The following is a 25,345-nucleotide window of genomic DNA, read 5'->3' on the forward strand; positions in this document are numbered from 1 at the left end:
AATTGATCACAGGCTCTTCTTTTGGTTAATATAACTTCAGCAACTTCCTATTAATACCCAGGGTTTTGCGTAATGGCATTATTTTGAGTTATGACATATTGTGGAATTGGCAACAGCAGCTTTTGCGCGGTAGCAGGTTTCCCTTTAGCTGTAAGCACAGGTACCGCACGGCCATTTCTTTTTAAGTCAAAAAACCGGTGGAATTCCAAAGCTAGCTCTACTCTTCTTTCATGCTCTATGGCGCGATCAAGTGTCGGATAGGTTGCTGTAGGATAAGTCGCCGACCCAAAAGCACCGAGGTTACTTCTTGCCCGGACTGCATTTAAATAAGCAGCATCACCGGTTGCTTCACTTAACAGGAGTAACAAATCTGCATACCTTAAGACCATAAAATTATTGTTACTCAATTCCTGTGCACCGTTCACCGCCGCTGTTGGATCCATCCATTTCTTTGGGAATTTGATGGCCACAAAGTTACCCTTTGCATCCGTATATCCTGTAGCGATGGAGGCATCCCTTCTTGGATCACCTGCTTCAAATTCATTGTATAAATCGTCAGTAACCTGGTTTATACCACCACCATATTTGGTAATTACACCATTGTTTACCGGAGCAAAAGCGGTCCAGTAAGGGCTAAATGGACTGCTTGCCGAACCACCAATGAATTGAATTTCGAATATTGATTCCTTTGTATTTTTAACAGCAGGCCCAAAAAGAGAAGCGTATTGCGGGAGTAAGCTATATTGCCCGCTGTTATAAACTTCAAGAAGAGTCTGAGCAGCAGCAGTTTTATTGCCCATTAACAAATAGACCTTACCTAATAAGGTTGCTGCAGCACCTTTAGATGCTTTACCTGCTCCTCTTACTGCATTTGCCAACGGCAAGTTAGCAGCTGCAAAGGTCAGGTCGCTCACTATTTGTGCATGCACCTCTGCTTCAGAAGAACGCAGAACGGCATAACTTTCATCAGCGGTCAGCACTTTGGTTACCAAAGGCAAATCTCCGTACAACTGAACCAGGTTATAATAATATAAGCCCCTTAAAAACATCATTTCTGCTTTTACCTGGTTGGCAAAAGCTTCATCAAGTCCGGCAGTCTGTATTTTATCAAGTACTGTGTTCACATTAAACAAGGCCTTATAGTTTTCCTGCCAAAACTGATAAACAAGGGTATTGCTGGATTGAATGGTATAATCTCTGAATGCCCATTTATCCGCCTGGTTACCTGCCACACTATATAAAGTAGCATTATCGGACCTTAACTCCGTATAAGAAACAGCTCCCTCGGGGGCATAGACAGTATATAAGGTGGCGTAAGCAGAATTCATCGCCACCTCAAAATCCGCTGGTGTTTTATAGTAATTGGTAGCATTAGCATTTGAGATGGGTGCAAGTTCAAGAAATGACTTTTTGCATCCGACAGCCAGCATGCATAAGCAGGCCATGGCTAAAAATCTTTGTATAGTCTTCATTTTTTTCCTATTAAATTTAAAAATCAACTTTAGCGCCAAAGGTTATCACACGTGGTGCCGGGTAAGATCCATAATCTACACCCACAAAAGCACCTGATGGAACTGCGGAAGAAGCAGTAGCCGATGGCGTTGTAGGTGCATAAGTAGTATTCTCCGGATCGTAGTTTTTATACTTACTGAAAAGATGTACGTTCTCCGCATTTACATATAACCGCACACCTTTCGCCGGGGTACGTTCAATGAATTTTTCAGGAAGCGTATACCCCAAACGGATATTTTTCAACCTTACATAACTCGCGTCCTCGATCCAGTAATTAGAGAAACTTTGTACCAGCGCTGAAGGATTGACTGAAGGCTTAAAATGCTTGCCATCTCCAGGGTTGCTTTCTGATTTCCAATAATTGGCGACTTCAGCATAAGCATTTCTTCCCCCATTCCAGATGCCGTTATACCGGGTTAGCTGGTTGGCAATTTCCCCACCAAAAGAACCCTGGAACATAAAGGAAAATTCAAATCCCTTAAAGGTAAAAGTATTGGTGATGCCCGAGGTAAAGTCAGGCTGTGCATTACCTATTGTGGTTCTGTCATTGGCATTAATCACCCCATCGCCATTCACATCCCTTACAATTGGGTCCCCCGGCGTTGCACCTGCATCATGTGGAGAACCATCAATTTGAGCCCGGTTGTTATATACCCCGTCAAATATATATCCATAGAAGTTGGATACCGGCTGCCCAACTTCTGTTTTTACCGTTACCACAAAATCTGTGAAGATAAGCGGTGCATTACCTGGACCAAGTTTTAACACTTTATTGCGGTTATACGAAAGGTTAAAATCAGTAGTCCATTTAAACGCCCCTACAGTGTTTTTAGTTGCCAGGCTAAATTCATAACCACTGTTTTTCACCTTGCCAATATTGGTTAACTGCGTTGCGAAACCGGTGATATCAGGAACTGGAACATTTAAAAGCAAGTCGTTGGTGATGGAGTTATAGTATTCACCGGTAAAATTAACACGGTTATTAAAAACACTCAAATCCACCCCCACATTAAACTGGTTTGTTTTTTCCCATTTAAGATCCGGATTAGAAATGTTAGCTACCGTTAGTCCGTTAGCAAGGCTGCTGCCACTAGCATAATTCAGTGAACTTAATAGACTCACCGGACCATAGTTTGGTATTTGGTTATTACCTGCAACGCCATAACTTGTCCTAAGTTTTAACCTGTTAATCCAACTTACATCTTTCAGGAAATCTTCATCTGACACTTGCCAGCCTGCGGAAACAGAAGGAAAATACCCCCATTTGGTATTTGTTCCAAACCGTGAACTTCCATCCCTACGAATGGTACCGGTTAAGAAATATTTTTGGTTGTAATTATAGTTTACCCTCGCCAGGTAGGATAACATAGACCACTCCGAGGCAGTCGAGGTTCCTGAACTTGCTGTACCCGCATTCAGGGTTGGCACAAGGTCATTGGGAAAATTAGTTGACGTTAAAGACGCATATTCATCACGCTGGTGCTGGGAAGTGTAACCAACTAATGCATTTAATCCATGCGAACCAAAATTTGTATCGTAAGTTAAGGTATTCTCATTTAGCCAGTTTAAGGAATAAATGGAGCCTGCAAATCCTTCAGCAGGCAGGTTGGAGGAGTAACCGTACTTTTGATTTTTGTTCCTGTAAGATTGATCACGGCCATTAGACATATTGCCATTAAGGCTGGTACGGAACTTCAGCGCATCAAGAATTTTGTATTCCAGAAATCCTGTAGCAAGGGTGTTAAAGGTTTTGTTTTGCTGACTAATTTCCCTGGTTAGGGAATAAGGATGCCATATAATCAGGTCGCTATAGGGCACAAAACGATACCATGTTGAATTGGGATCTCTGAAACCCAAATTACCATTCTCGTTATAGACCGGAAATATAGGGACACTTTGCAAGGCAAGACTCACTACATCACTTTTTCCTGCTGTACCACCCGTACGGTCAAAAATTCCGGTAAAAGATAAATTGGTTCCTACCGTAAAACGATCGGAAATCTGGTGTTTGATATTTGACCTCAGGGAAAGTCGTTTGTAATAATTTCTGTCTAGCACAGCATCCTGATCCAGTAATCCCGCAGAAAACATAAACTGCGTTTTCTCTGTGCCACCGGATACAGATAACTGCGCATTTCTGGATGGCGCAGTTCTGAACATCACATCCTGCCAGTCTGTACCCACGCCAAATTGTGCAGGATTAGTGGTGAAATCTTCTGGAATTTTATAGGCTGATCCACGAACACTGTTTGGATCGGAAGCATTTCCACCTGCCGCTGTCCACGCATTGTTGTGTGCATCCACATAATATTGAATGTACTGCTGTGCATCCATCAATTCAAGCCTGCGCAACACATCTTGTACACCATATTCTACAGTAGCACTAATGGTAGTTTGTCCGGGTCTTCCAAGCTTGGTAGTGACCAGGATTACCCCGTTAGCACCCCTGGAGCCGTAAATTGCGGTAGAAGATGCATCTTTCAAGATATCCACTGACGCGATATCCTGTGTATTGATTAAGTTCAGGTTGAAATTTTCAAGGGGTAAACCATCTACAACATACAATGGATTCGTTCCTGCAGTTATGGAGCTGGTTCCCCTTATTTTTATGATCGGTGAAGAACCCGGCGAACCTTGACCCTGGGTAATATTTACTCCCGGCAGCTGACCTGCGAGGGCCTGGGTGACGTTGTTAAAAGACCTGTCTTTGAAATTATCATATTTTACGGTAGAAATGGAACCTGTTACTGCCCTTTGACTCAGCGTACCGTAACCTACCACGACCACATCGTTCAGCTGCTTGCCCGCAGTATTAACAGTTAAATTGATATTAGAAGTTTGGATAGCAGAAGAACCAACAGTGATAGTTTCACTGTTGTAACCTAAATACGAAAAAGTGATTTTAGCACCTTCAGGTGCGGTAATTTCATACTCCCCGTTACCGTTCGTAATGGCCCCAAGATTTGTTCCCTCCACTTTAACGGTCACTCCAGGTACAGGTACACCCTTTTCATCCAGGACCTTGCCTTTAACTTTTACATCAATCAGGGAGTTAACTTCTTTGAAATCGAGTCTCACAAACTTACGGTGCATATCACCGGCCTCTGCCCCTATCGTTACTTTGGTTAAGCACAATAAAGCAAAGAGCATCATACATTTAATTGCTGGTGAATTAGTTTTGTGTTTAAAAACACAAAAGCATCCCCTATGAAGCAGGTTTTTTTTCATAGATAAATAGGTTTAATACTTGGTTTAGCTGTCACATTACAGGATGATCGTTTAAACGCGATCATCGGAATAATGCTAATGCAATTTAAATATTAATCACTATATATTTACTATAATTATCATTTTTATTTATCTATTTCTTCGTTTAATTTCGATTAGTTAACTGAATGCAGTTAAATTGCATATAATCGAATAATTAAACAGAAATAAGTGATTTTTGGTAATTATTTGAGAAAAAGAAAAAATTAGAAAGAAGTCATCCCGCTAGTCAAAATTGAAATACCGGATAAAATGTTTTCAGATCGAATTAATTTTCAATAGAGGAGGAAGTTTCAATGGTTAAAAGCGCAACCCAGCCACGATAAGCATCCAATGCCTGAAGTTGACCATCCTGAGCAATATGGGTATGTTTCTGATGATTTAATGTTTTTAAATGTTCAAAATCTTTAAATATTCCAGAATATAAACCAGCAAGATAAGCCGCACCTAAAGCAGATACATCTGGCATACCCATTTCCACCACAGGTTTTGCCAATAGATCGGCAAGAAACTGCATTACAAATTCATTTGCAGTAATGCCGCCATTGACCATCAATTCCTGCAAATCTGTTGCAGCATCATTTTCCATAGCTGTAATTACATCTTTGATCTGGAAAGCAATGGACTCCAGGGCAGCCCTGACAATATGGTTTTTATGGGTACCGAAAGTCAAGCCATTAATAGAAGCTTTCCTATTCATATCCCAATAGGGGGCACCCATCCCGCTGAATGCAGGAATCAAGTAGACGCCATTGTTATGCATTGCCTGAACAGCCATTGTTGCCGTATCACGACTATCCTTAAAAAGATGGAGCTCATTTTTCAACCATTCTACCGTGGCCCCACAAGAGACAATAACACCCTCCAAACCATAATCGACTCTTTCTTCGGTACTCCAGCAAATGGTAGAAACCATGCCGCTGCCAGATTTCTTTAGTTCGGCACCAACATTCATCATTACAGAACATCCCGTACCGAGTGTTGCTTTAGCACTTCCCGGAGAGAAACACCCTTCTCCAAAAGCTGCAGCATGTGAATCACCTATCATTGCTGTGATGGAAATTTCTGCCGGCAGCAGACCGTTAAAATTCGTATAGCCAAAATGGGAAGAAGAAGGTTTTATAACCGGTAAATTTATATTGCTTAGCCCAAAAGCGGCTAACAACTCCAGGTCCCAGCTAAGGGTTTTTAAATTAAAAAACAAGGTGCGTGACGCATTAGTGTAATCCGTGTAATAATTATTTTCACCACTGAGCTTAAATAAAAGCCAGGTATCGACAGTCCCGAAATAAGCCCTACCCTCTTCCATAGCAGCTCTTACACCGGCATCATTTTCTATTAGCCAGATCAGTTTTGTACCGGAAAAATAAGGATCTATCAGCAGGCCGGTTTTCTCTCTTACCTGATTTTCATAACCTTTTTGTTGTAGGCGACTGCACACCTCCACGGAGCGCTTACACTGCCAAACAATGGCGTTATACAAAGGAGTGCCATTCTGATCCCAGATCACGAACGTTTCCCGCTGATTCGAAATACCGCATGTTTTTATAGCACTCAACTCACCGCCCGACGCTTTGAACACATCCAGGCATGCTTTTACTGAGAGCAGCACATTTTCAATAATTTCTTCGGGCTGCTGCTCTACAAAACCTTCACCATAGTAAGAGGTGTTTAGTGCTTGGGTAGCTTTCGCAGCAACCTTACCTTCTTCATCAAATAAAAGTGTTTTAGTGCTGCTGGTTCCCTGGTCTACCGAAAGGATATAATTCATTAGTTAGTCGATTTTGAATTCGATTTATCGATAATTACCGCAAGCAGGATCACCAGACCTTTAACCACCTGTTGCCAGAAAGGCGATACATTGAGCAGCACCAGACCGTTATTTAATACCCCAATAATAATTGCACCCAGAACTGTTCCCAATATACTTCCTTTCCCCCCGGCAAGGGAAGTTCCGCCAATCACCACCGCAGCTATCGCATCCAGTTCATAGCTGTTACCGGCGTTAGGTTGAGCAGAATCTAAGCGTGATGTCACAATAAGTCCACCCAAAGCCGCCAAACCTCCTGCGATAGCATACACAATTATCTTAACCTTGTTTATGTTGATGCCAGATAACTTGGAAGCACTTTCATTACCACCAATAGCATATATATATCTCCCGAGCCTGGTTTTATTGGTAATGATTACCGCAATCAATACAACGGCAGCAGATATCCATACCGGCACCGGGATCCCGAGGAGCCATCCTGTACCGAGATAAGAGAAATTTTCGCCCAGGCCAGAAATCGGGAAACCCTGGGTATACAACATGGTTAACCCCCTGGCAATGGTAAGCATAGCTAATGTTGCCACAAAAGGTGGAACGTTAAATTTTGTAATGACCCAACCATTCATGGTACCCATTAGGCAGCCGACCATAATCCCGACCAGGATTACCCCAAACAACGTAAAACCAATAAATAGATCCCCTTCAGGAAACTGAATCCCATTTTTCAACAACCCTGCGGTAAGGGCACCACAAAAAGCCAATACAGAGCCAACAGATAGGTCAATACCAGCAGTAAGCACCACAAAAGTCATCCCTACGGATATACAGATATTTACTGAAATTTGCCTCAGCACATTCCATCCATTATCTACGGTGAGAAACTTATCAGACAAAAGGCTAATTGCAAAACACAAGACGAATAGTGCAATAAGGCTTTGAAACTTCATTAAAACCGGGCGATGGGCAGTTAAAATCATTATTTATGTTTAAATAGTTTTCGGAATAGCAGCTTTCAGGATGATACGCTCTGAAGCTTCATTAATTAAATATTTAGCGGTAATACAACCCTCTGCCATTACCATCACTTTATCTGAAATGGCAAGTATCTCCGGAAGTTCAGATGAAACGACTATAATACCCATGCCTTCTTCAGCCAATTTGATGATGAGCTTATATATTTCATTTTTTGCGTGAATATCAATGCCCCGGGTAGGTTCATCAAGCAGCAATATTTTAGGTTTTGTAGCAAGCCATTTGGCTATGACTATTTTCTGCTGATTGCCACCACTTAAAGTTTGCGCAATCTGCTTACCGGAAGAAGTTTTTATCTTAAGGTCACTGATGTATCCGTCGGACAGCTCGCATTCGGACCTGAAGCTTAACAAGCCCAGCTTCTCCATACCGTTAAGCGTCGTGATGCCGATATTTTGTTGTACATCAAGCCCAAGGATCAAACCATCTTTTTTTCGATCTTCGGGAACCAGTGCAATACCACATTTAATGGCATCTCCTGGCGATTTCATTTTACACGGTTGTCCGCTAACACAAATTTCCCCATCAGACATTTTAGCGTGCAGACCGAATAAAGTCTCCAGTAATTCCGTTCTGCCGGCACCCATTAATCCAAATATCCCCAGCACCTCTCCCTTATTTAAGGAAAAATTAATGTCTTTAAGCAAATATTCAGATGCCCTACCAGCATTTCTTAACTTTAAATTTTTAACAGAAAGCAGCTGCTCTTCACCCTGGCAAAGGCCGGACTTTTGCATCATGACAATCTCACGGCCCACCATTTTATGGATCAGGTCATCGGGATCTACGGCACTCATTTCGCCTGTCTCAATCAACCTCCCGTCCCTCAAAACCACATAACAGTCCGCAATTTTGAATAATTCATCAACCTTATGGGAGATGTAAATAAGTGCTTTATTTTCCTTTCTGAGTTCTTCAATTATTGTAAACAAAACGGCCACCTCACTATCACTAATTGCAGAAGTAGGCTCATCCATAATGATCACTTCAGCTGCTGTCAGCAATGCTTTGGCGATTTCCACCACTTGTTGCTGACCGATTTTTAAATCTGAAATCAGCGTATCTGCATCTTTGTTCAATTTTAATTTTTGCAGCAACAGATTGGTTTGCTGCCGCATAGACTTTTTATCAAGCGTTCCCCAGGGAGTGACCAACTCACGACCTAAAAATATATTTTCCGCGATACTCAGCTCAGCAACCAGATTTAATTCCTGATGAATAATGGCAATACCTGCTTTTTGGGCCTCTTTTGGATTATTAAACCGTACAACCCTGCCGTTATAAATGATCTTCCCTTCATATTCAGGATATACACCGGAAAGAATTTTCATTAAAGTCGATTTCCCCGCACCATTCTCTCCGATTATGGCAGTCACTTTTCCTGGTAAAACACACAAGCTGATATCCTGCAGTGCTTTGACCCCCGAAAATGATTTACTGATATTTTCTATAACTAACATAAACGGTCTATGATCACAGTTAATTAATTATTTTAAGTGCTATCGGCACGACCTCGATCTCCTTTAAACTCAGGTGTTTTTTGTTTAATTCAATGGCACCCGCAAACTGCACTGCAGTTCCCTCTTTTACCCTTGCAATAAAATCTGGCAACACTTTCGTTCTCACAATCTTGTTAATGCCGGCAGAAACCTCATTAAAATCCATGGTATTATCAAACTCGGTCATGTTGATTATCCCGGAGGCATCCCTGATTGCATTGCCATAAACATACTCCGTAGCAATTTCAATTACATTTTTTGTGGTTGCGCCCTTGACCAGCACCGTTACAGAATTTTCGCCGACGGCAAGTATCTTCCCTTCCCCCTTCACAAGAAAATATTTCAGGTTACCTATGCCAAGCGCGTGAGAATAAGCGTTAAAGGTATTTTCAGGCTGCGCTTTGAGCATGGCGATTAAAGTGTCAATTTCAACGGCCTTATTTAAGGAAGGAATCAATTTCTTATTCCAGAATGTGTGGGCATAACCTTCTGCATCAAACCTTTTTTTGAGTGTTGCCGCGTGGACTTCACTTAACTTTCTGATGTAAACCGTATTCTTCAGCACTAACCCAACAACAAGTATGATCACCAGGTATTTCAAATATTTTCGCACCATGAGCTTAATTTTTGTTTTCTAGAGAGAAATATTCCTTTATATTTTTCGAGGTAACCAGTTCTACGCCAATGGGTACTTTTTGTGGGAAATCACGTTTTCCTTTGAAATAATCCTGCGCATAGAGGGCGGCAGTTTCCGCCATGATGACCGGAAATTGCATACCGGTGGCCTGGATTTTGTTTTCTCCAATGGACTGTAACACATCCGCAGCACCATCAAATCCGAATACTTTAACTTGATGAGCCTTTCCTGATGCGGAAAGCGCCTGATAGGCACCCATGGCCATGGCATCATTACCACAAAAGACGCCGTCGATATCAGGATGGGCCTGTAAGATAGACTCCATGACTTCCATCGCTTTATTGCGGTCGAAATCTGCGCTTTGCTGAGCTACCATTTTTAATCCCGGATAGTGATCAACCACACTATGAAAGCCCTTTGAACGGCTCCAGGTATTGTTGTCGCCAACCAAACCCAGCAACTCTACATACTTGCCCTTTTTATTCATTTTCTGAACAAAATCCTTCCCAATGGCAATACAGCCTGAATAACTGTCTGAAAGAATTTGCGAAGTGGCCGCAACGGTACTGTTAATCTCCCGGTCCATACAAAAAACTGCCACACCAGCTTTCTTAGCCTTTAAGACATTAACCACAGAACCATCGGCATCTGTAGGATTAAATAAGATGGCATTGTAGCCCGAAGTAAGGGCATTCTCAAAATGATCCGCTTCTAAAGCGGTATTGTTTTGAGAATCAAAGATTTTCGCTTCATAACCCAGCTCCCTGGATTTAGCCGCCGCTGTTTCTGCGAGGACCACAAACCATGGATTATTGAGTGTAGACACAATAACCGCTATCTTTTTAGGTTGATTCTGACTGGTTTTATTTTTACAACTGAAAGTCGCGAAACTAAAAAGCAGCAGAAGAAGTACAGCAATACCCTTCATAATTTACATTTGGTTTAAAACGAACCTTAAAGAACCGGTTCAATGGTTGTTTTTAAAAATCTCTAGGAGATTTTTAAAAGTTCTACAGCAATCTCTGTTATTCCACTTTCTGAAATCCCATAGTGGTCAAAAATCTCATTTTGAGATCCGGTAACAGTGTATTCATCCGGTATTCCGATAATTTTGAATGCACCATTATAATCATTTTGAATTAAATAAGAAGCACAAGCCTCTCCTAATCCACCATAAACACTGTGCTCTTCAACGGTAATTATCGCCTTAAAAGATTCCGACAACCGGTGAAGCAAGTGGTAATCAAGCGGTTTTATGGTATGCATACTCAGCACTTCAACCGCGATCTGGTACTCGTCCCATAGTTTTTCTGCTGCTTTTAAAGCGGGATAAACCGCTTCACCCGTGGCAATAATGGCCAGGTCTTTTCCGGTTTTAACTACCCTGCCTTTGCCAAACTCGAAATGAAAGTCTAAGTTAGGCAGCAGAGGCATCGGTTTCTTACCAAAGCGCAGATATACAGGTTTTTGCAAGGCAGCAGCTAACTTAATGGCTTCTATCGTTTCATAATTATCTGCCGGAGCAACAATGACCAGGTTATTTACAGCACGCAGTGCAGCAAAATCATGGAGACTGTGGTGGGTAGCCCCTAGGGCACCGTAACTAACGCCAGCACTAATTCCAATCAGATTCACTGGGTTATCGGAATAAGCCACATCATTCTTTATTTGCTCGAAAGAACGTGCCGTTAAAAAACAAGCCGGTGAAACAGCGAAAACTTTCTTCCCTGTAGAGGCGATGCCTGCCGCAACCCCCACCAGATTCTGCTCTGCAATTCCTATCTCCACCAGTTGTTTCGGGAATTTTATTCCAAAAGGAACAAGTTTACCTGAGCCCCTGGAATCACTGGTAACCACAATGATATCGCGGTCGGTTTTTGCTAAATCCTGTAAGGTTTCAGAAAACACTTCCAGGTTAGGTCTTTCTGTTGTTATTACACTTTCCACGGTTAAAATTTAGTTTGTTAAAATATTTAAGGCTTCATCCAGTTCCTGTTGGGCCATTTCGTATTCATCTTCCCCAGGCACACCATGGTGCCATTTGATTTGATTTTCCATATAACTCACCCCTTTACCTTTCACCGTATGTGCAATGATTAAACTAGGCTTACCAGCCGTAAAAGGCAAGTCCTGAAAAGCCCGTTGAAGGGCAACAAAATCATGGCCGTCTACATGACGGACAGACCAGCCAAAACTTTCAAATTTAAGGTCTATAGGAGCTGTATTGCAGACATCTGAAATCCGTCCGGAAATTTGAAGATCATTATTATCTATAATAGCGCATAAGTTGTCCAGCTTATAATGCGATGCTGTTAAGGCAGCCTCCCAGTTGGAGCCCTCAGGAAGCTCTCCATCACCAAGCAAGGTAAATACACGGAAATCCCGGTCATCCAGTTTAGCCGAAATGGCGGTGCCCACACTCAATGGCAAGCCATGGCCAAGGGCGCCAGTATTCTGTTCCACACCATTTACTTTTTTTGTGGGATGACCAATGTAATGGGATTTGTACTGACATAAGGTGTTTAGGTCTGTTTCGGGAAAAAACCCTTTATCTGCCAGCACCACATAGAGTGCTTCTACACAATGTCCTTTGCTTTGAATAAACCGATCGCGGTCCGGGGAGTTAAAGCTTTCCGGATTTACATTTAAAACATCATTGTATAAAACATTTAAAATATCTATGCAAGACAGGCTGCCACCGGTATGTCCGGCTTTAGCACCATAAATGTATTTTAATATTTTCTTGCGGTAGGCTATTGATTTAAATTCCAGTTCCTGCGCGGTCATACTTCCTTTAACCTGTGTTTTCATGGGATATAATTAATGCTGGTAAACTTCCCAGCCCAGATAATTGCCTAAGGCTTCTTTTAAAATTCCTGCTGTTTTTGAAGCATTCATGACAACATGGTGCTCGAAACCGTTTTTACATACATACTGCATCAGTCCCTGCAAGTCATTTATTTTTGCTACTGCACGGTTACCGAAAGTATTCAGGGCATCATCAGTTAATTCCCCTTCGCCAATATAAGCTTTGATTACACCGCGACAATCATCTGTGCTAATCCTTCCATAAGTTAAAGGCATTGCAGGTGTACGGCCAGATAAAGCCCCATAAGTGTTTTCAATACCTACGGTGGTTCCTAAAATAGGCGCCGTACTAATTTCTATGTCGGGCAAAAATGATTTTGCCCAGTTCCCACAATGAAACAACACACATTTCTCATCATCATTGGCGTAATTATTATTCCAGTCTACTAACGCACTTGGCGAACCTGAAGCCAGCTGCATGGCATACATGGTTAAAGTCCCGGTAACGTCAACTTCGCAGGCACTAGGCAACATGTTTTCACTCATCATACTCATGCTCGTGCACACATTGCAGCCATAGTTTTTCTGAAGGGAAGTCCAGCACTGTATGGCTGTAGCATCTAATGCATTTTCGATCATAAAATCGTTTAAAACAACATCAAGCTTAGCAATCTGAATTAAAGCATCAGGAGGGGTAAGTCCGGTTGAGGCATAATCTCTGATTTTTTGCAGCCTGTCTTTTACCACCTGATCTGCAATGGTCAGTTTATTGGCATTGCCTAAAATCTCTGAAAGATCTACGGTTACCACAGAAATCCCGTTCCGCTGCAAAATTTTCTCACTGTAGCGAACTGTATTGAACCCACCCGGACGGGCACCTACGGCACCAATCCTCACGTTGTGCAAGCCCTTCACCACACGGCATACGCCAAGGAAATCCAACAGGTCTTCCTCGAAGGCAGGGTCCGAAGGATGGACCACATGCTTATTTGTGATGGTATACTTGATACCATATTGATAAAGGTTATTGCAAACAGATATTTTACCACACCAGGAATCCCTGCGGCGGGCAACATCCATTTTATCAAGGTCATCTGGATAAGCCTGTATTAAAACAGGAACATTCAGGGCTGCGAGTTTTAAAGTTTCGGCCACGCCTCTTTCGTCACCGAAATTCGGCAAAAAGACCAACACACCAATGATATCCTTTTGGTGTGCTTTAAACAAATCAGCACATTTCTGTGCATCCTGGAAGGTTTCTACCCCACCAAGTTTGGTTTGAAATTCATCAAGAATAATGGCGTTGATATTTAATTTGTCGAAAGCCGCCATTATATCTACCCGCGATTCAGCTACTAATCTATCAGGGAAAAAATCCCTGTTACCTATAATTACCCCTAAACTTACTTTTTCTTTCATCCGTTTAACCAGCTATAATGAGTTCAACCTCATTGTCCTTAAATAAATTCTTGTGTTTATCTTCAATTCCAGCATCAGTAATAATGTAGTCTACGAGCGACAAGGCACCAAGACTTGCGAATGAACTTTTTCCGATTTTAGTGGAGTCTGCAACCAGATAAGTGATATCTGCAGCATTGATCATTGCTTTTTTAACGACGAGGTCACTTATACTCGGATAGGTTAGCCCCGCTTTAAGGGAAAGCCCTGCAGTGGCCAGGAATAACTTCTGAACATTGATACCCACAAAAAAATCTGCGGCTTTCTGTCCTGTTAGCGACAAGGTTGGTGGCTTAAATTCTCCGCCGGTCATAATGATCTCTATACCTGGCTCAGCCCCTAACATTAAAGCAATGTTCAGCGCATTGGTAATCACCGTGAGATTCTTTATTCCTTTTAATTTTTTCGCGATTTCTGTTGTTGTAGAACCTGAATCCAAGATAATCGTATCACCGGCCTCTATAAATTCGAGGCATTTACTGGCAATAAGTTCTTTTTTATCCATGTTATCCAGGTGTACCAACGAAAAAGCCTTTACTTGGTCTTCAACGTTTTTTAAGTAGGCACCCCCGTGTTCACGTAAGATCAAATCATCCTTCTCTAATTTTTCCAGATCCTGGCGGATCGTCACTTCCGTCACTTTAAAAAGTTTCGCCAGATCTACAACCTTCGCAGACCCGTCTTCTTTTAAAAGATCCAGTATTTTCTCTCTTCTTTGGTTAGGTAACATAATTCGGTACAATTAAATACTTCTTAAACTTTAAGAATATTTGCGGTGCACAGCACAAGAACAAATAAACAAAAATAAAAGCAAATAAAGGAAGGAATTAGAAAAAAACAATAAAGTTCATGCCCACCGATCCGGGCAAGAGCGGATGATGGTTCAAACAAAAATAGAAAGAAATGGGATAACAGGCTTAATAGGCCAATGCCATTAATTTATCACCGGTTAGCACCGGGATGACCTCACAAATATTTAGCTGCAAACAGAATTTAACATCCTCTTCAATATTCAAGGCAATTAAACGATGACTATGCGAAGACTTTGAAAGGTAAGCACGCAGGTCATTTTTTGCCAGTGCATATAAATCTTCAGCGGCCACACTGGAATCATCGAAATGAGAGAAGCTGGTTCGGAGTTGTGTAACCACAGCACCTGCAAACAAAGTATCCTCCAGGTTAAACTGGTCTTTCCAGCCTGCGCAAAGCAGCAGCACATCTTTATCCTGGCTAATGAGGTATTTACACAGGGAATCAAGGTTGAGGAAAGAGCCGATCACCACCTGGTGTGCCCGTGCTCTGGCCATATGTAAAGCTTTGGTGCCATTGGTGGTGGTGAGGACCACCGTTCTACCCTGCACCTTTTCTCGAGTATAAGAAAACGGGGAATTGCCAAAGTCATAGCCATCGACCACTTCCCCGTTTCTTTCGGCTGCCAACAGGCAGTTAAGTCCTTTATAATGGAGGCAATCTTCCACCTTTGATACAGGAATGATTGATTCAGCACCATTTTGAATGCCGTAAACCATAGATGAAGTGGCCCTTAAAATATCAATGACCACAACAACACTTTCCTCAATAGTATATAAATCCAGCAGCGCCGGCGTTAAACACACTTCAATTTTTCTTTGCATCTAGGTTTACTGACCGTTTATTTATAGAAAGGAAATTTAACAACTTTAGCTTTAATCTTCGTATTGCGGATCAGGATATAAAGCTCCGTACCCTCTTTAGCGAATTCCTTCTCTACATACCCCATACCGATGGCTTTCTGTAAAGAGGGCGATTGTGTACCCGAGGTTACCTTTCCGATCACTCTTCCTTCAGCATCGACAATTTCATAACCGTGACGTGGAATACCGCGGTCGATCATTTCAAAACCTACTAACTTATTAGGCATACCGGCTTCTTTCTGCGCTTTCAAAGCCTCAGAATTGGTGAAAGTTTTGGTGAATTTGGTAATCCAGCCTAGTCCGGCTTCTAAAGGGGAAGTTGAATCATCGATATCATTACCATATAAACAAAATCCCATTTCTAAACGCAAAGTATCACGGGCACCCAATCCGATAGGTTTGATATTAAAAGGCTGACCAGCTTCGAAAATAGCATCCCAGATGGTCTGAGCATGTTCATTTTCAAAATAAATCTCGAAACCACCTGCTCCGGTATATCCGGTGGCAGAAATAAGCACATTATCAACACCAGCAAATTTCGCTTTTCTGAAATTATAATATTCCATGGAAGCCAGGTCGATATCTGTTAAGCTTTGTAAGGCCTCAGCTGCTTTAGGGCCCTGAATAGCTAATAAAGAAGTTTTGTCTGAGATATTGTGCATTTCCACATTATCAGTATTGAACTTTTGAATCCAGTTCCAATCTTTCTCGATGTTAGACGCATTAACAACCAGCATATAGCTTTTTTCGTCCAGGCGATAAACCAGCAAGTCATCAACTATTCCACCTTCTTCATTTGGGAAACAGGAGTACTGAATTTTACCATCATATAGTTTTGAGGCATCATTAGTGGTTACACGTTGAATCAAATCAAGTGCCTTCTCACCTTTTACAATAAACTCACCCATGTGGCTAACGTCAAAAACACCAACGCCAGTTCTAACCGTATTGTGTTCTGCATTGATGCCCTCGTAGGTAACAGGCATATTGTATCCTGCAAAAGGCACCATTTTAGCACCTAATGAAATGTGTTTCTCTGTTAATGCGGTATTATTCATGCTTTTTTATTATAATGATGGCCAAAAATACACAAATTTTACGCATTTATTAATTGTTGATAAATTTGCACCATTCTCCTGGAAATGGTGTTGATATTATGGTATTTTTCAGCTGTTTTCCTGGCATTTTCACCGATCTCAATTAACTTACCCGGATTGGTAATGCATTGAAGAATAGCGCGGTAAAACTCATCCGGTGTATCCGCAATAAGAATATCTTTTCCATGCTCACAATTGATACCTTCTGCAGCCATGGTAGTCGCAATGATACATTTACGCATAGCCATACCCTCGATAATTTTAACACGCATACCACTGCCCGACAACAAAGGCACAATCATGATTGCTTTGGAGTTGATAAACTCTACCGCATCTAAAATTTCACCCTCCACCACCACATTGTCAGAATCATAGTCGAAAAACTGTTGTTGCATATGTTTCCCTGCAATATAGAAACGAAGTTCACTATTTAAGGTTTCAATATCGGGCCATATCTCATTGAGGAACCACTCCAAACCTTCTTTATTTGGCCGCCAATCCATCGCGCCCAAATGAAACAAAGTAGGAAAGTCAAACTTAACCGGTTCATTGGTGTACTTATCTAAATCCAGGGCGACGGGAAAAACCTCGAGGCTCGTTTCACAGCCAAAGCGTAGAATGCTCTGCCGGTCAGGTTCAGAGATGGCAAATATTTGGTGGAACCTGTTGATCTGTTCAGTTTCATAAGATTTTAACCTTCGGGCCAGAAACTCCAGGTACTTCCGTCTGAAGATAAAACGCTCACTGTTAGCAAGGCGCTCCCAAACGTCGAAGACAATATTGTGTGCCCTGTAGATCAACTTTGCATTGCTATGCGCTTTAACCACATCAAGATAAGGCACTACGTACAAGCCTTCGAACTGAATGATATCGAATTCATTTTCCCGGAGTATATTTTCTAAAAGCTTTGCGGCCTCTTCGCTGTAATATCTGGAAACATTATAAGATTCATTTGAAAAAATATTAAGGAGCATGGCCCAGAAATTAGCATCTGTATTGATTTCCTGCGTATGAAATTTGATGCTTTCAAAAACCGGGTCATAGATATCTTCTACATCTATGCGGTTTTTATTGGTGTTCATGCTAAAGATAGTAACGTCGACACCCAATTTAAGCAAGCCCTTCACCGTATTATAAACCACGATGGGATAGCCACTATTGGGTGGAAAAGGGACGCGATATGTAAGTATGAGCACTTTCAATAAGTGAAAATACTAATTATCCTTCAGTATTTTCAAACAGATTTAATTGGGGGTCACTGATGTTGAAGCTTTTTCGGTGATAAGGCGTTAAACCATAACTGAGCGACGCATTGCGGTGTACAATGGTTGGATAACCTTTATTCTGGTGCCATTCATATAATGGAAACTCTTGACCAAGCTTCACCATATATTCATCACGATGGGTTTTTGCTAAGATGGAAGCGGCAGCAATATTGAGGTATTTACCATCCCCTTTGATGATGCAGGAATGAGGAATTTCGGGGTAGGCCTTAAACCTGTTACCATCTATACTGAGGTACTGCGGCCTGATACTCAGTTTTTCAATGGCACGGTGCATGGCCAGGAAAGAAGCATTTAAGATATTGATCTGATCGATCTCTACGTTGTCAACAGCGGCTACTGCCCAGCAAATTGCTTCTCTTTCTATGATAATCCTTAACTCCTCGCGCTGCTGGTGCTTCAGCATTTTAGAGTCTGTTAATTCGCCAGCTATAAAATCTTTGGGTAAAATAACTGCGGCTGCAAAAACAGGTCCGGCTAAACAACCTCTCCCAGCTTCATCACAGCCCGCTTCTAAAAACTCTTCCTGGTAGCAGTTCAATAACATAGCGGCAAAGATAGAAAAATACGATAGAAACTAAACCGTCACATTCTGAGATTTTACATCAAATGCATCCCGCAGTCCGATGGCCAGCAAATTGAAAGCATACACGGTAAGCATGATCGCCATACCAGGCAAAACCGCCAAATAAGCAGCATCCATAATGATATAGCCATAATGTTCCTTGATCATCCCTCCCCAGCTAGGCATAGGCGGCTGTGCGCCGAAACCTAAAAAGCTTAAGCCCGATTCGAGAATAATAGCAGAAGCAAAGTTCGCTGAAGCAACGACTAAAATCGGCCCTGCAATATTAGGGAGAATATGTTTCACGATGATCCGGGGCGTCGAAAAACCCAAAGCCTTGGAAGCCTCTACAAATTCTACTTCCTTTAAAGCCATGACTTGTCCGCGGACTAAACGCGCAACATCTACCCAGGTAGATAAGCCTACAGCAATAAATATTTGCCAGAATCCTTTACCAAGGGCGAAAGAAATAGCGATAACAAGCAATAGCGAAGGCAGGGACCAAATCACGTTCATCAACCAGCTGATGGCTGCATCAACTTTACCACCGAAATAACCGGAGATAGCACCGAGGCTTATACCAATAAATAAGGAAATCAACACCGCCATTAAACCTACAGACAACGAAACACGGATACCTAAAATCAGGCGGCTCAACATATCGCGGCCATACATATCCGTACCAAGCCAAAATGTTTGCTGGTAGACATTTTTACCCGAAACTAATGAAAAGGCTGTTTCTTCAGCCTGTTCATCATCACCAATGTATTCTCTGGCAAATACGGTGTTTCCAACAGTGCGGTGCGCCGTGATGGGGATACTTTTAAAATTGCTTTCCTGGCCAAATAACATCTTTTCAAAAATGTTCACCTGCTGTACTTTCGGGTTCCTGCTGATGATGAGAAAGTCGAAGCTACGGCCAGGTTTTTTATTACTCAGCTGTAAATGCATGGTATTGGCCATTGGGGTTTGATCTGGCGTAATTAAGTAGCCAGCAACACCCATGACCACCATCAATAAAATAAAGAGCATGCCCCCAAAGGCAAGTTTGTTCTTTTTGAATTTTCTCCAGATCTTTTGGGATGGACTAAAACCGCTTTTACTCATTTTACCATTCTTCCCTTCCAGTTGTACTTTCCAGAATTTCCGGCAACACCAATATAAATAATGTAGATAATATGCATGAGGTTTAGTATAGGTAATATAGGTAAGAGCTCCCTCCTTTTTGCAAATTTGGTAACATCCCATAAAAATATAAATTCTACGGTAATCTTCAAGAATAACTGTATTAATGCGATTTTAAAAAGCCCGGCAATGAATAATCCGGCAAGCAGATTGAAGACAATACTCAGGTTAAACAGCCATACAAAAACCCCAAGCACAATAATTGACTTGTTTTTATAACGGGTACTTTTGGAAGCCCATCGTTTGCGCTGTTGTATAAACTCCGACAAATTAGGTTTTGCTTGTGTAAAAACAACGGCAGCATAATTTTTAAGGAAACCTATTTTGTTGCCGTAACGCGCGGCCATTTTATGGAGCAGCAGTTCGTCATCACCCGAAGCCAGGTCATCGATACCTTTAAAACCACCCACTTCATAAAAAGCAGCCCTTTCATAGGTCAGGTTGGCACCATTACAGGTGGAAGGTTTGTTGTTGCCAATAGTAGAAGCCCCCAATCCAATGAGGCACATGAACTCAAGGGACTGTGCCCTTTCAAAAAAGTTTTGCTCAGCTTCATACAATACGGGCGAAGAAATCATTTTATAATCGTTCTCTTCGTAATAGCTTACTATTGTTTTTAACCAATTCTGCCCCATCCTGCAATCGGCATCAGTGGTGATGATCAATGTTCCTGAAGCACCACCGATGGCAGTTTCAATTGCTTTCTTTTTATAGGAATTGATGGTGATTTTTTCCTGAAGACTGATCAGTTTGACCCTCGGGTAGCGGGAAATGATAGCCGCCGTTTGATCGGTAGAATGGTCATCGATAAATATAACTTCCATCAATGCAGGATCGTAGTCCTGAGCCAGGATGTCTTCTATAGTTTTAGCAATATTCTCCTCTTCGTTCCTTGCGGCAACAATGATGCTTACCGCTATTTTGCCAGACTTTAAATGGGGCTGATACGATCGTAGCTGTTGCCATCCCCGAACCAGGTAGAGCAAAACCAACACATACAAGAGCGTTAAAAAAGCAGATATGTAACTAGTTACGTTGAGTATTTCCAAAAAAGTTAAGTTTAAAAACAAAATATGAGCCTAATATAGCAGGAATTATAATATTTATCAGCCATATACTAGCAGTACAAGCCACAACAGCCGAGTTTTGATCAGTAACATATTTAAAAAAGAACAAGGCAGTAACGCTCCTGATACCGATATCGAAGATATCCAATGACGGCAAAGCAGATTGTACGAATAATAGGATACAAACCATCATCACTATATCAGGAGGATGCAGATCAGGGATGAGCCAATAAAACATGACAAAATATTGCGTACTGAATACCACATACCTCGCCAGGCAAAAAAGCAGTATTTTTAACAATTCCAACTTTTTATAACGGGCCAGTACTTTGTAAAAACGCTGGTATTTCCTTGTCCACCGGATCGACAACAGGATGCCATTCAACCATTTGATATTAAAAAACAAAATCAGGAAGAACAAACAGAAAACAGTAGCAAAAGCACACAAGGCAAGGAAAAGCTCTGGCTGAAGCAAATTAAATCGGTAAACGAACATGCAGACAGCAATGGAGCCAAATACATTGGTGAGCACGAGTTGTCCGATATTACCCACAGCCATGGCAATTACCCCAATGATGCGCCTTTTGGGTGATAAAAAGAACACCCTACCTCCATATTCACCTAAGCGGTTGGGGGTAAATATTGCCCAGGTCAGGCCACAAAAAACCGATTCAATAGAACGCCAGAGACTTATGCTTTCTATACTCTGCACCAGTCTTTTCCATTTTACTGCCTCCAGGCCCCAGTTCAGCAACATCAACACCCCTATCAAGGTAAGCACGCTGATAATTTCAAGACGTGGGATGTTTTCCAACATCAGCATAAACTCCTTTAAATCGTTATTGGTGCTCAGCTTTTCATAGATAAACCAAAATGCAAAGACTACAATTGCAATTTTTAGGGTATGGGAGAATAGCTTTTTATGCGTGCTTGTCAAATTTTTACTTTTACTGTCTGCAAATATGCTTAATATTGTTCTATGTTGGCGGAAAAAAAGGAAAGGGTTATCCTGGGGATTGATCCCGGCACAGCTGTAATGGGCTACGGGGCAATATTGGAAAAGGGCAGTAAGATTGAATTGATAACAATGGGGATTGTCCGGATGGAGCACCTGGATGATCACTTTTTGAAGCTGCAGCGGATATTCGAGAAAACTATTATCCTTCTTGATGAGTTTAAGCCAGATGTTCTAGCGATTGAGGCACCGTTCTACGGCAAAAATATCCAGGTGATGTTGAAACTAGGTCGCGCGCAAGGCATTGCCATGGCAGCGGCGTTATCGAGAAATATCCCGGTAACGGAATATGCGCCAAGAAAAATCAAGCAAAGTATTACAGGTAATGGTAGCGCAGGTAAAGAACAGGTGGCGGCAATGCTGCAAAGGCTGCTCAACTTTAAAGAAACACCTGAATTTTTAGATGCTACAGATGGTTTGGCAGTGGCTGTATGCCATTCTTTTCAACGGGTAAGCACAAGTGGCAAGGGGAAAGCTTACTCCGGGTGGGAATCTTTCGTAAAGGATAACCAGAAGCGGGTAAAATAAGTAACAATAATTACACAGTGCCGATACCATCGAACACTGTGTAATCATGCTTAACATTCAATAACACATGTTAAAATAGTGTTATTTACTTCAATATCGCTGTTGGCTTTTTGTTCTCATCCATTGCCACAAAGGAGAACTCTCCAGTTACCGCTTTTTCACGAACTTGAGAATACATTTGTTCAATGTATATATCCACCTTCACCTTTAAACTGGTATTACCGATATGGGAAACTACACCAACCAGTTCAATGATCGTTCCTGCGGGGATAGGTTTCTTAAAGTCAATCCGATCGCTGCTTACCGTAACCATTACCTGGCGACTAAAGCCAGTTGCCGTAATAAATGCAACTTCATCCATGAGGTGCATTGCCGTTCCACCGAAGAGGGTATCATAGTGATTGGTCGTATTGGGGAACACAGCTTTAAAAATCCTGGTCTCTGCTGCTTTTATCTTTTCTTCTATAGTCATGTAATGTTGATATATCCTTTAGGACGAATTAAAAATTACAAAATTAGGCTATTGGGAGCTCAACATGAACAGATTTCCGTAAGGATTTAGCGGCTTTCACCATTTCAATTAGCGCGAATTTGGTTTCTTCCCAATGCCGTGTTTTTAAGCCACAGTCAGGGTTAACCCATAACTGTTCATCTGGAATTACTGCACGCGCTTTTTCCAATAAAAACACCATTTCTTTGCTAGAAGGCACCCTTGGTGAGTGGATATCATAAACCCCCGGTCCTATTTCATTTGGGTAATTAAAGGCTGAAAAAGCATCCAGTAGCTCCATTTGTGAACGTGAGCATTCAATGGTGATCACATCTGCATCCATCTCCGCAATATGCCTGATGATGTCATTGAATTCTGAATAACACATGTGTGTATGAATCTGCGTGGTATCCTGCACAGCACTTGCCGAAATTTTGAAGGCATTGACAGCCCATTGCAAGTAGGCTTCCCAATCCGCTTTCCGCAAAGGCAGTCCTTCACGAATGGCAGGTTCATCAATTTGTATGATTTTAATCCCGGCTTTTTCCAGGTCTGTGACCTCATCCCGAATAGCAAAGGCTATTTGCTGGCAAGTTTGTGCACGTGATTGATCATTTCTTACAAATGACCACTGTAAGATGGTTACAGGTCCCGTAAGCATTCCTTTAACCAACTTTGTAGTCAATGATTGCGCAAATGCCGACCACCTGACCGTCATCGGCTGCTGGCGGGATACATCACCAAAAATAATCGGTGGTTTTACACACCTACTACCATAACTTTGTACCCAGCCAAATTTGGTAAAGGCAAAGCCATCGAGCTTTTCACCGAAATATTCCACCATGTCGTTCCTTTCGAATTCTCCATGAACCAATACATCTAAACCAATTTCTTCTTGGAAACGGATGGTTTCAGTCGTTTCTTTTTCAATCAATTGTTCATAAGCTTCCTGGTTGAGCTGTCCGTTTTTAAGTTTTGTTCGCCAGCTTCTCACTTCTGCTGTTTGTGGAAAAGACCCAATGGTGGTCGTTGGAAATAAGGGAAGCTGAAGACTTTGCTGTTGTATAACCTTCCTCTTTGCAAAAGGACTTAACCGCAGGCTATTGGTTGCAGTTCCAGCAGCCACACGTTGTTGTACGGACGCTTTATGTATAAGCGCCGAGCACCTGCGATTGTTATTTGTAGTGGTGTTTTGATGACGTTTTTCCTGCACCTGTGGCTGATCACTTTGGGTAATCAAGTCACGCAGGGTAACGACCTCTTCGATTTTCTGTTTAGCAAAGGAAAGCCACTGCTTTATTTCATTCATTACAGGCTCATTCCCTGCCTCTGACGCCAAATCACATGGCGAATGGAGTAATGAACAGGATGGTGATATGATGATACGCTCCTGCCCTAATTTCGAAGTCGCCTGGTTGATAAAACTTAATAGGTGTTCATAATCGGCCTTCCAGACGTTTCTGCCATCTACCACACCAATGGACAGTTTCATTTGCAGCGGAATGGCTTCCAGGATAGCGTCCAATTGTTCGGGGCAACGGACCAGATCTACATGTAAAGCATGTACAGGTAAAGAAAGTGCCATCACTAGATTATCCCTCAGGCCCTCAAAATAGGTAGCTATCATCACTTTGATAGCGGGAAAAAGACGTCGGATTTCTTTGTAAACAAAAGCATAGGCCTTTTTTTCTTCTTCCGTTAAATCCATTACCAGAAAAGGTTCGTCAAACTGTATCCATTCTACCTTTCGTTCTGATAATTGCTGCAATAGCTGGATATACACAGGCAATAAGTTTTTGATCAGTGAGATCCTGTGAAAGCCTTGTTCTTTTTCTTTTCCTAACAACAGGTAAGTAATGGGGCCGATCACCACTGGTTTAGTCGGGATTCCTAACCGCTTTGATTCATCAAACTCATCCACGATTTTGTTAGAAAAGAGTTTAAACTGCTGGTCTTTATAAAATTCAGGAACGATGTAATGGTAATTGGTATCAAACCACTTGGTCATTTCCATGGCGATGATATCCAGTCCGTCTTTTTGATAGCCCCTGGCCATGGCAAAATAAAGATCCAGCTCTTTATTGGAGCCATTCAAAATCACCTCATGGTATCGCACAGGAATTGCTCCTACTGTAAGGGACATGTCCAATACCTGGTCATAAAATGAAAAGTCGTTGGATGGAATAAGATCTATACCTGCCTCCTGCTGTAATAACCAGTTGTGTTTACGGATTTCCCGGGCCACCTGTTCCACGTTTTGAAGGGATGATTTGCCTGACCAATATTGCTCGCAGGCTTTTTTGAGTTCTCTGTTGTTACCAATGCGCGGGTAACCAAGATTGTTTGTTAGCATTTTTTTAAACTTTTAAAGATTAATAATCTGTTAAAAGCTCTTTTGCCGGATTTCGCAATGCACACGAATTCAAAACAGCAGCTATTTAGCTTATTAAAGCGCATA

The 25,345-nt window shown here is 41.8% G+C and carries 21 protein-coding genes; 1 reads left to right on the forward strand and 20 read right to left on the reverse strand.

Features of this window, described 5'->3' with window-relative positions; genetic code table 11:
• Nucleotides 1–50 precede the first annotated feature (50 nt).
• The 18 genes from WG905_RS15845 to WG905_RS15930 form a co-directional block, all read right to left on the reverse strand.
• Nucleotides 51–1,472, reverse strand: a complete 1,422-nt coding sequence (locus tag WG905_RS15845; protein WP_339592721.1) for a RagB/SusD family nutrient uptake outer membrane protein — start codon at nt 1,470–1,472, stop codon at nt 51–53.
• A 16-nt stretch (nt 1,473–1,488) separates the two neighbouring features.
• On the reverse strand, nt 1,489–4,740 hold the full coding sequence (locus WG905_RS15850) for a SusC/RagA family TonB-linked outer membrane protein (RefSeq protein ID WP_339592722.1): 3,252 nt from the start codon (nt 4,738–4,740) through the stop codon (nt 1,489–1,491).
• Between the two features lie 307 nt (nt 4,741–5,047).
• Nucleotides 5,048–6,550 carry an FGGY family carbohydrate kinase gene (locus tag WG905_RS15855; protein WP_339592723.1) on the reverse strand — a complete coding sequence of 501 codons (1,503 nt, stop codon included), beginning with the start codon at nt 6,548–6,550 and terminating at the stop codon, nt 5,048–5,050.
• Entirely contained in the window at nt 6,550–7,527 is a 978-nt protein-coding gene (locus WG905_RS15860) for an ABC transporter permease subunit (RefSeq protein WP_339592724.1), read from the reverse strand. Before WG905_RS15860 ends, WG905_RS15855 begins: the two co-directional genes overlap by 1 nt.
• A 9-nt stretch (nt 7,528–7,536) precedes the next feature.
• Complete coding sequence (locus tag WG905_RS15865) at nt 7,537–9,042, reverse strand: sugar ABC transporter ATP-binding protein (RefSeq protein WP_339592725.1); 1,506 nt, start codon at nt 9,040–9,042, stop codon at nt 7,537–7,539.
• A gap of 19 nt (nt 9,043–9,061) precedes the next feature.
• On the reverse strand, nt 9,062–9,697 hold the full coding sequence (locus tag WG905_RS15870) for a DUF2291 domain-containing protein (RefSeq protein WP_339592726.1): 636 nt from the start codon (nt 9,695–9,697) through the stop codon (nt 9,062–9,064).
• 4 nt (nt 9,698–9,701) lie between these two features.
• Nucleotides 9,702–10,646, reverse strand: coding sequence for a D-ribose ABC transporter substrate-binding protein (locus WG905_RS15875; protein ID WP_339592727.1), 945 nt, complete (start codon nt 10,644–10,646; stop codon nt 9,702–9,704).
• A gap of 62 nt (nt 10,647–10,708) precedes the next feature.
• Complete coding sequence (locus tag WG905_RS15880; RefSeq protein WP_339592728.1) at nt 10,709–11,665, reverse strand: transketolase family protein; 957 nt, start codon at nt 11,663–11,665, stop codon at nt 10,709–10,711.
• A gap of 9 nt (nt 11,666–11,674) precedes the next feature.
• Nucleotides 11,675–12,529, reverse strand: coding sequence for a transketolase (locus WG905_RS15885; protein WP_339592729.1), 855 nt, complete (start codon nt 12,527–12,529; stop codon nt 11,675–11,677).
• 9 nt (nt 12,530–12,538) lie between these two features.
• Nucleotides 12,539–13,945 carry an L-fucose/L-arabinose isomerase family protein gene (locus WG905_RS15890; protein ID WP_339592730.1) on the reverse strand — a complete coding sequence of 469 codons (1,407 nt, stop codon included), beginning with the start codon at nt 13,943–13,945 and terminating at the stop codon, nt 12,539–12,541.
• Nucleotides 13,946–13,949: 4 nt separating this feature from the next.
• Entirely contained in the window at nt 13,950–14,714 is a 765-nt protein-coding gene (locus tag WG905_RS15895; RefSeq protein WP_339592731.1) for a DeoR/GlpR family DNA-binding transcription regulator, read from the reverse strand.
• 187 nt (nt 14,715–14,901) lie between these two features.
• A complete protein-coding gene (locus tag WG905_RS15900; protein WP_339592732.1) occupies nt 14,902–15,618 on the reverse strand; it encodes a 2-phosphosulfolactate phosphatase in 717 nt (238 codons plus the stop codon).
• Nucleotides 15,619–15,635: 17 nt separating this feature from the next.
• Nucleotides 15,636–16,715, reverse strand: coding sequence for a glycine cleavage system aminomethyltransferase GcvT (gcvT, locus tag WG905_RS15905; protein ID WP_339592733.1), 1,080 nt, complete (start codon nt 16,713–16,715; stop codon nt 15,636–15,638).
• Nucleotides 16,716–16,753: 38 nt separating this feature from the next.
• Nucleotides 16,754–17,950: a glycosyltransferase family 4 protein gene (locus WG905_RS15910; protein WP_339592734.1), complete on the reverse strand. Its 1,197-nt coding sequence runs from the start codon at nt 17,948–17,950 to the stop codon at nt 16,754–16,756.
• Between the two features lie 22 nt (nt 17,951–17,972).
• The gene (gene rnhB, locus WG905_RS15915; RefSeq protein ID WP_339592735.1) at nt 17,973–18,584 is read right to left on the reverse strand and encodes a ribonuclease HII; all 612 of its coding nucleotides are present in this window, start codon (nt 18,582–18,584) and stop codon (nt 17,973–17,975) included.
• A gap of 30 nt (nt 18,585–18,614) precedes the next feature.
• Entirely contained in the window at nt 18,615–19,709 is a 1,095-nt protein-coding gene (locus WG905_RS15920; RefSeq protein WP_339592736.1) for an ABC transporter permease, read from the reverse strand.
• Nucleotides 19,706–20,836, reverse strand: coding sequence for a glycosyltransferase family 2 protein (locus tag WG905_RS15925; RefSeq protein ID WP_339592737.1), 1,131 nt, complete (start codon nt 20,834–20,836; stop codon nt 19,706–19,708). Before WG905_RS15925 ends, WG905_RS15920 begins: the two co-directional genes overlap by 4 nt.
• Entirely contained in the window at nt 20,814–21,791 is a 978-nt protein-coding gene (locus tag WG905_RS15930; protein WP_339592738.1) for a hypothetical protein, read from the reverse strand. Before WG905_RS15930 ends, WG905_RS15925 begins: the two co-directional genes overlap by 23 nt.
• Before the next feature lie 42 nt (nt 21,792–21,833).
• On the opposite strand from WG905_RS15930, the gene ruvC reads away from it, so the two are divergent.
• Nucleotides 21,834–22,397 (forward strand): crossover junction endodeoxyribonuclease RuvC, encoded by a 564-nt coding sequence (ruvC, locus tag WG905_RS15935; RefSeq protein ID WP_339592739.1) that lies wholly within the window; start codon nt 21,834–21,836, stop codon nt 22,395–22,397.
• 85 nt (nt 22,398–22,482) lie between these two features.
• Here the strand turns inward: ruvC and WG905_RS15940 are convergent, their stop codons facing one another.
• Both WG905_RS15940 and metE read right to left on the reverse strand, forming a co-directional pair.
• On the reverse strand, nt 22,483–22,869 hold the full coding sequence (locus tag WG905_RS15940; RefSeq protein ID WP_339592740.1) for an acyl-CoA thioesterase: 387 nt from the start codon (nt 22,867–22,869) through the stop codon (nt 22,483–22,485).
• A 43-nt stretch (nt 22,870–22,912) separates the two neighbouring features.
• Nucleotides 22,913–25,240: a 5-methyltetrahydropteroyltriglutamate--homocysteine S-methyltransferase gene (metE, locus tag WG905_RS15945; protein ID WP_339592741.1), complete on the reverse strand. Its 2,328-nt coding sequence runs from the start codon at nt 25,238–25,240 to the stop codon at nt 22,913–22,915.
• Nucleotides 25,241–25,345 lie beyond the last annotated feature (105 nt).

It is taken from the genome of Pedobacter immunditicola, assembly GCF_037482985.1.
Classification (GTDB): Bacteria; Bacteroidota; Bacteroidia; order Sphingobacteriales; family Sphingobacteriaceae; genus Pedobacter; species Pedobacter immunditicola.

Bases quoted from the DNA above. Each gene is read 5' to 3' on its own strand.
- WG905_RS15920 (WP_339592736.1), bottom strand. From the start codon at position 19,709: ATGAGTAAAAGCGGTTTTAGTCCATCCCAAAAGATCTGGAGAAAATTC.
- WG905_RS15895 (WP_339592731.1), bottom strand. From the start codon at position 14,714: ATGTTACCTAACCAAAGAAGAGAGAAAATACTGGATCTTTTAAAAGAA.
- WG905_RS15870 (WP_339592726.1), bottom strand. From the start codon at position 9,697: ATGGTGCGAAAATATTTGAAATACCTGGTGATCATACTTGTTGTTGGG.
- WG905_RS15900 (WP_339592732.1), bottom strand. From the start codon at position 15,618: ATGCAAAGAAAAATTGAAGTGTGTTTAACGCCGGCGCTGCTGGATTTA.
- rnhB (WP_339592735.1), bottom strand. From the start codon at position 18,584: ATGTTATTGAACTGCTACCAGGAAGAGTTTTTAGAAGCGGGCTGTGAT.
- WG905_RS15875 (WP_339592727.1), bottom strand. From the start codon at position 10,646: ATGAAGGGTATTGCTGTACTTCTTCTGCTGCTTTTTAGTTTCGCGACT.
- WG905_RS15940 (WP_339592740.1), bottom strand. From the start codon at position 22,869: ATGACTATAGAAGAAAAGATAAAAGCAGCAGAGACCAGGATTTTTAAA.
- WG905_RS15855 (WP_339592723.1), bottom strand. From the start codon at position 6,550: ATGAATTATATCCTTTCGGTAGACCAGGGAACCAGCAGCACTAAAACA.
- ruvC (WP_339592739.1), top strand. From the start codon at position 21,834: ATGTTGGCGGAAAAAAAGGAAAGGGTTATCCTGGGGATTGATCCCGGC.
- WG905_RS15850 (WP_339592722.1), bottom strand. From the start codon at position 4,740: ATGAAAAAAAACCTGCTTCATAGGGGATGCTTTTGTGTTTTTAAACAC.
- WG905_RS15865 (WP_339592725.1), bottom strand. From the start codon at position 9,042: ATGTTAGTTATAGAAAATATCAGTAAATCATTTTCGGGGGTCAAAGCA.
- gcvT (WP_339592733.1), bottom strand. From the start codon at position 16,715: ATGAATAATACCGCATTAACAGAGAAACACATTTCATTAGGTGCTAAA.
- WG905_RS15885 (WP_339592729.1), bottom strand. From the start codon at position 12,529: ATGAAAACACAGGTTAAAGGAAGTATGACCGCGCAGGAACTGGAATTT.
- WG905_RS15845 (WP_339592721.1), bottom strand. From the start codon at position 1,472: ATGAAGACTATACAAAGATTTTTAGCCATGGCCTGCTTATGCATGCTG.
- WG905_RS15890 (WP_339592730.1), bottom strand. From the start codon at position 13,945: ATGAAAGAAAAAGTAAGTTTAGGGGTAATTATAGGTAACAGGGATTTT.
- WG905_RS15860 (WP_339592724.1), bottom strand. From the start codon at position 7,527: ATGATTTTAACTGCCCATCGCCCGGTTTTAATGAAGTTTCAAAGCCTT.
- metE (WP_339592741.1), bottom strand. From the start codon at position 25,240: ATGCTAACAAACAATCTTGGTTACCCGCGCATTGGTAACAACAGAGAA.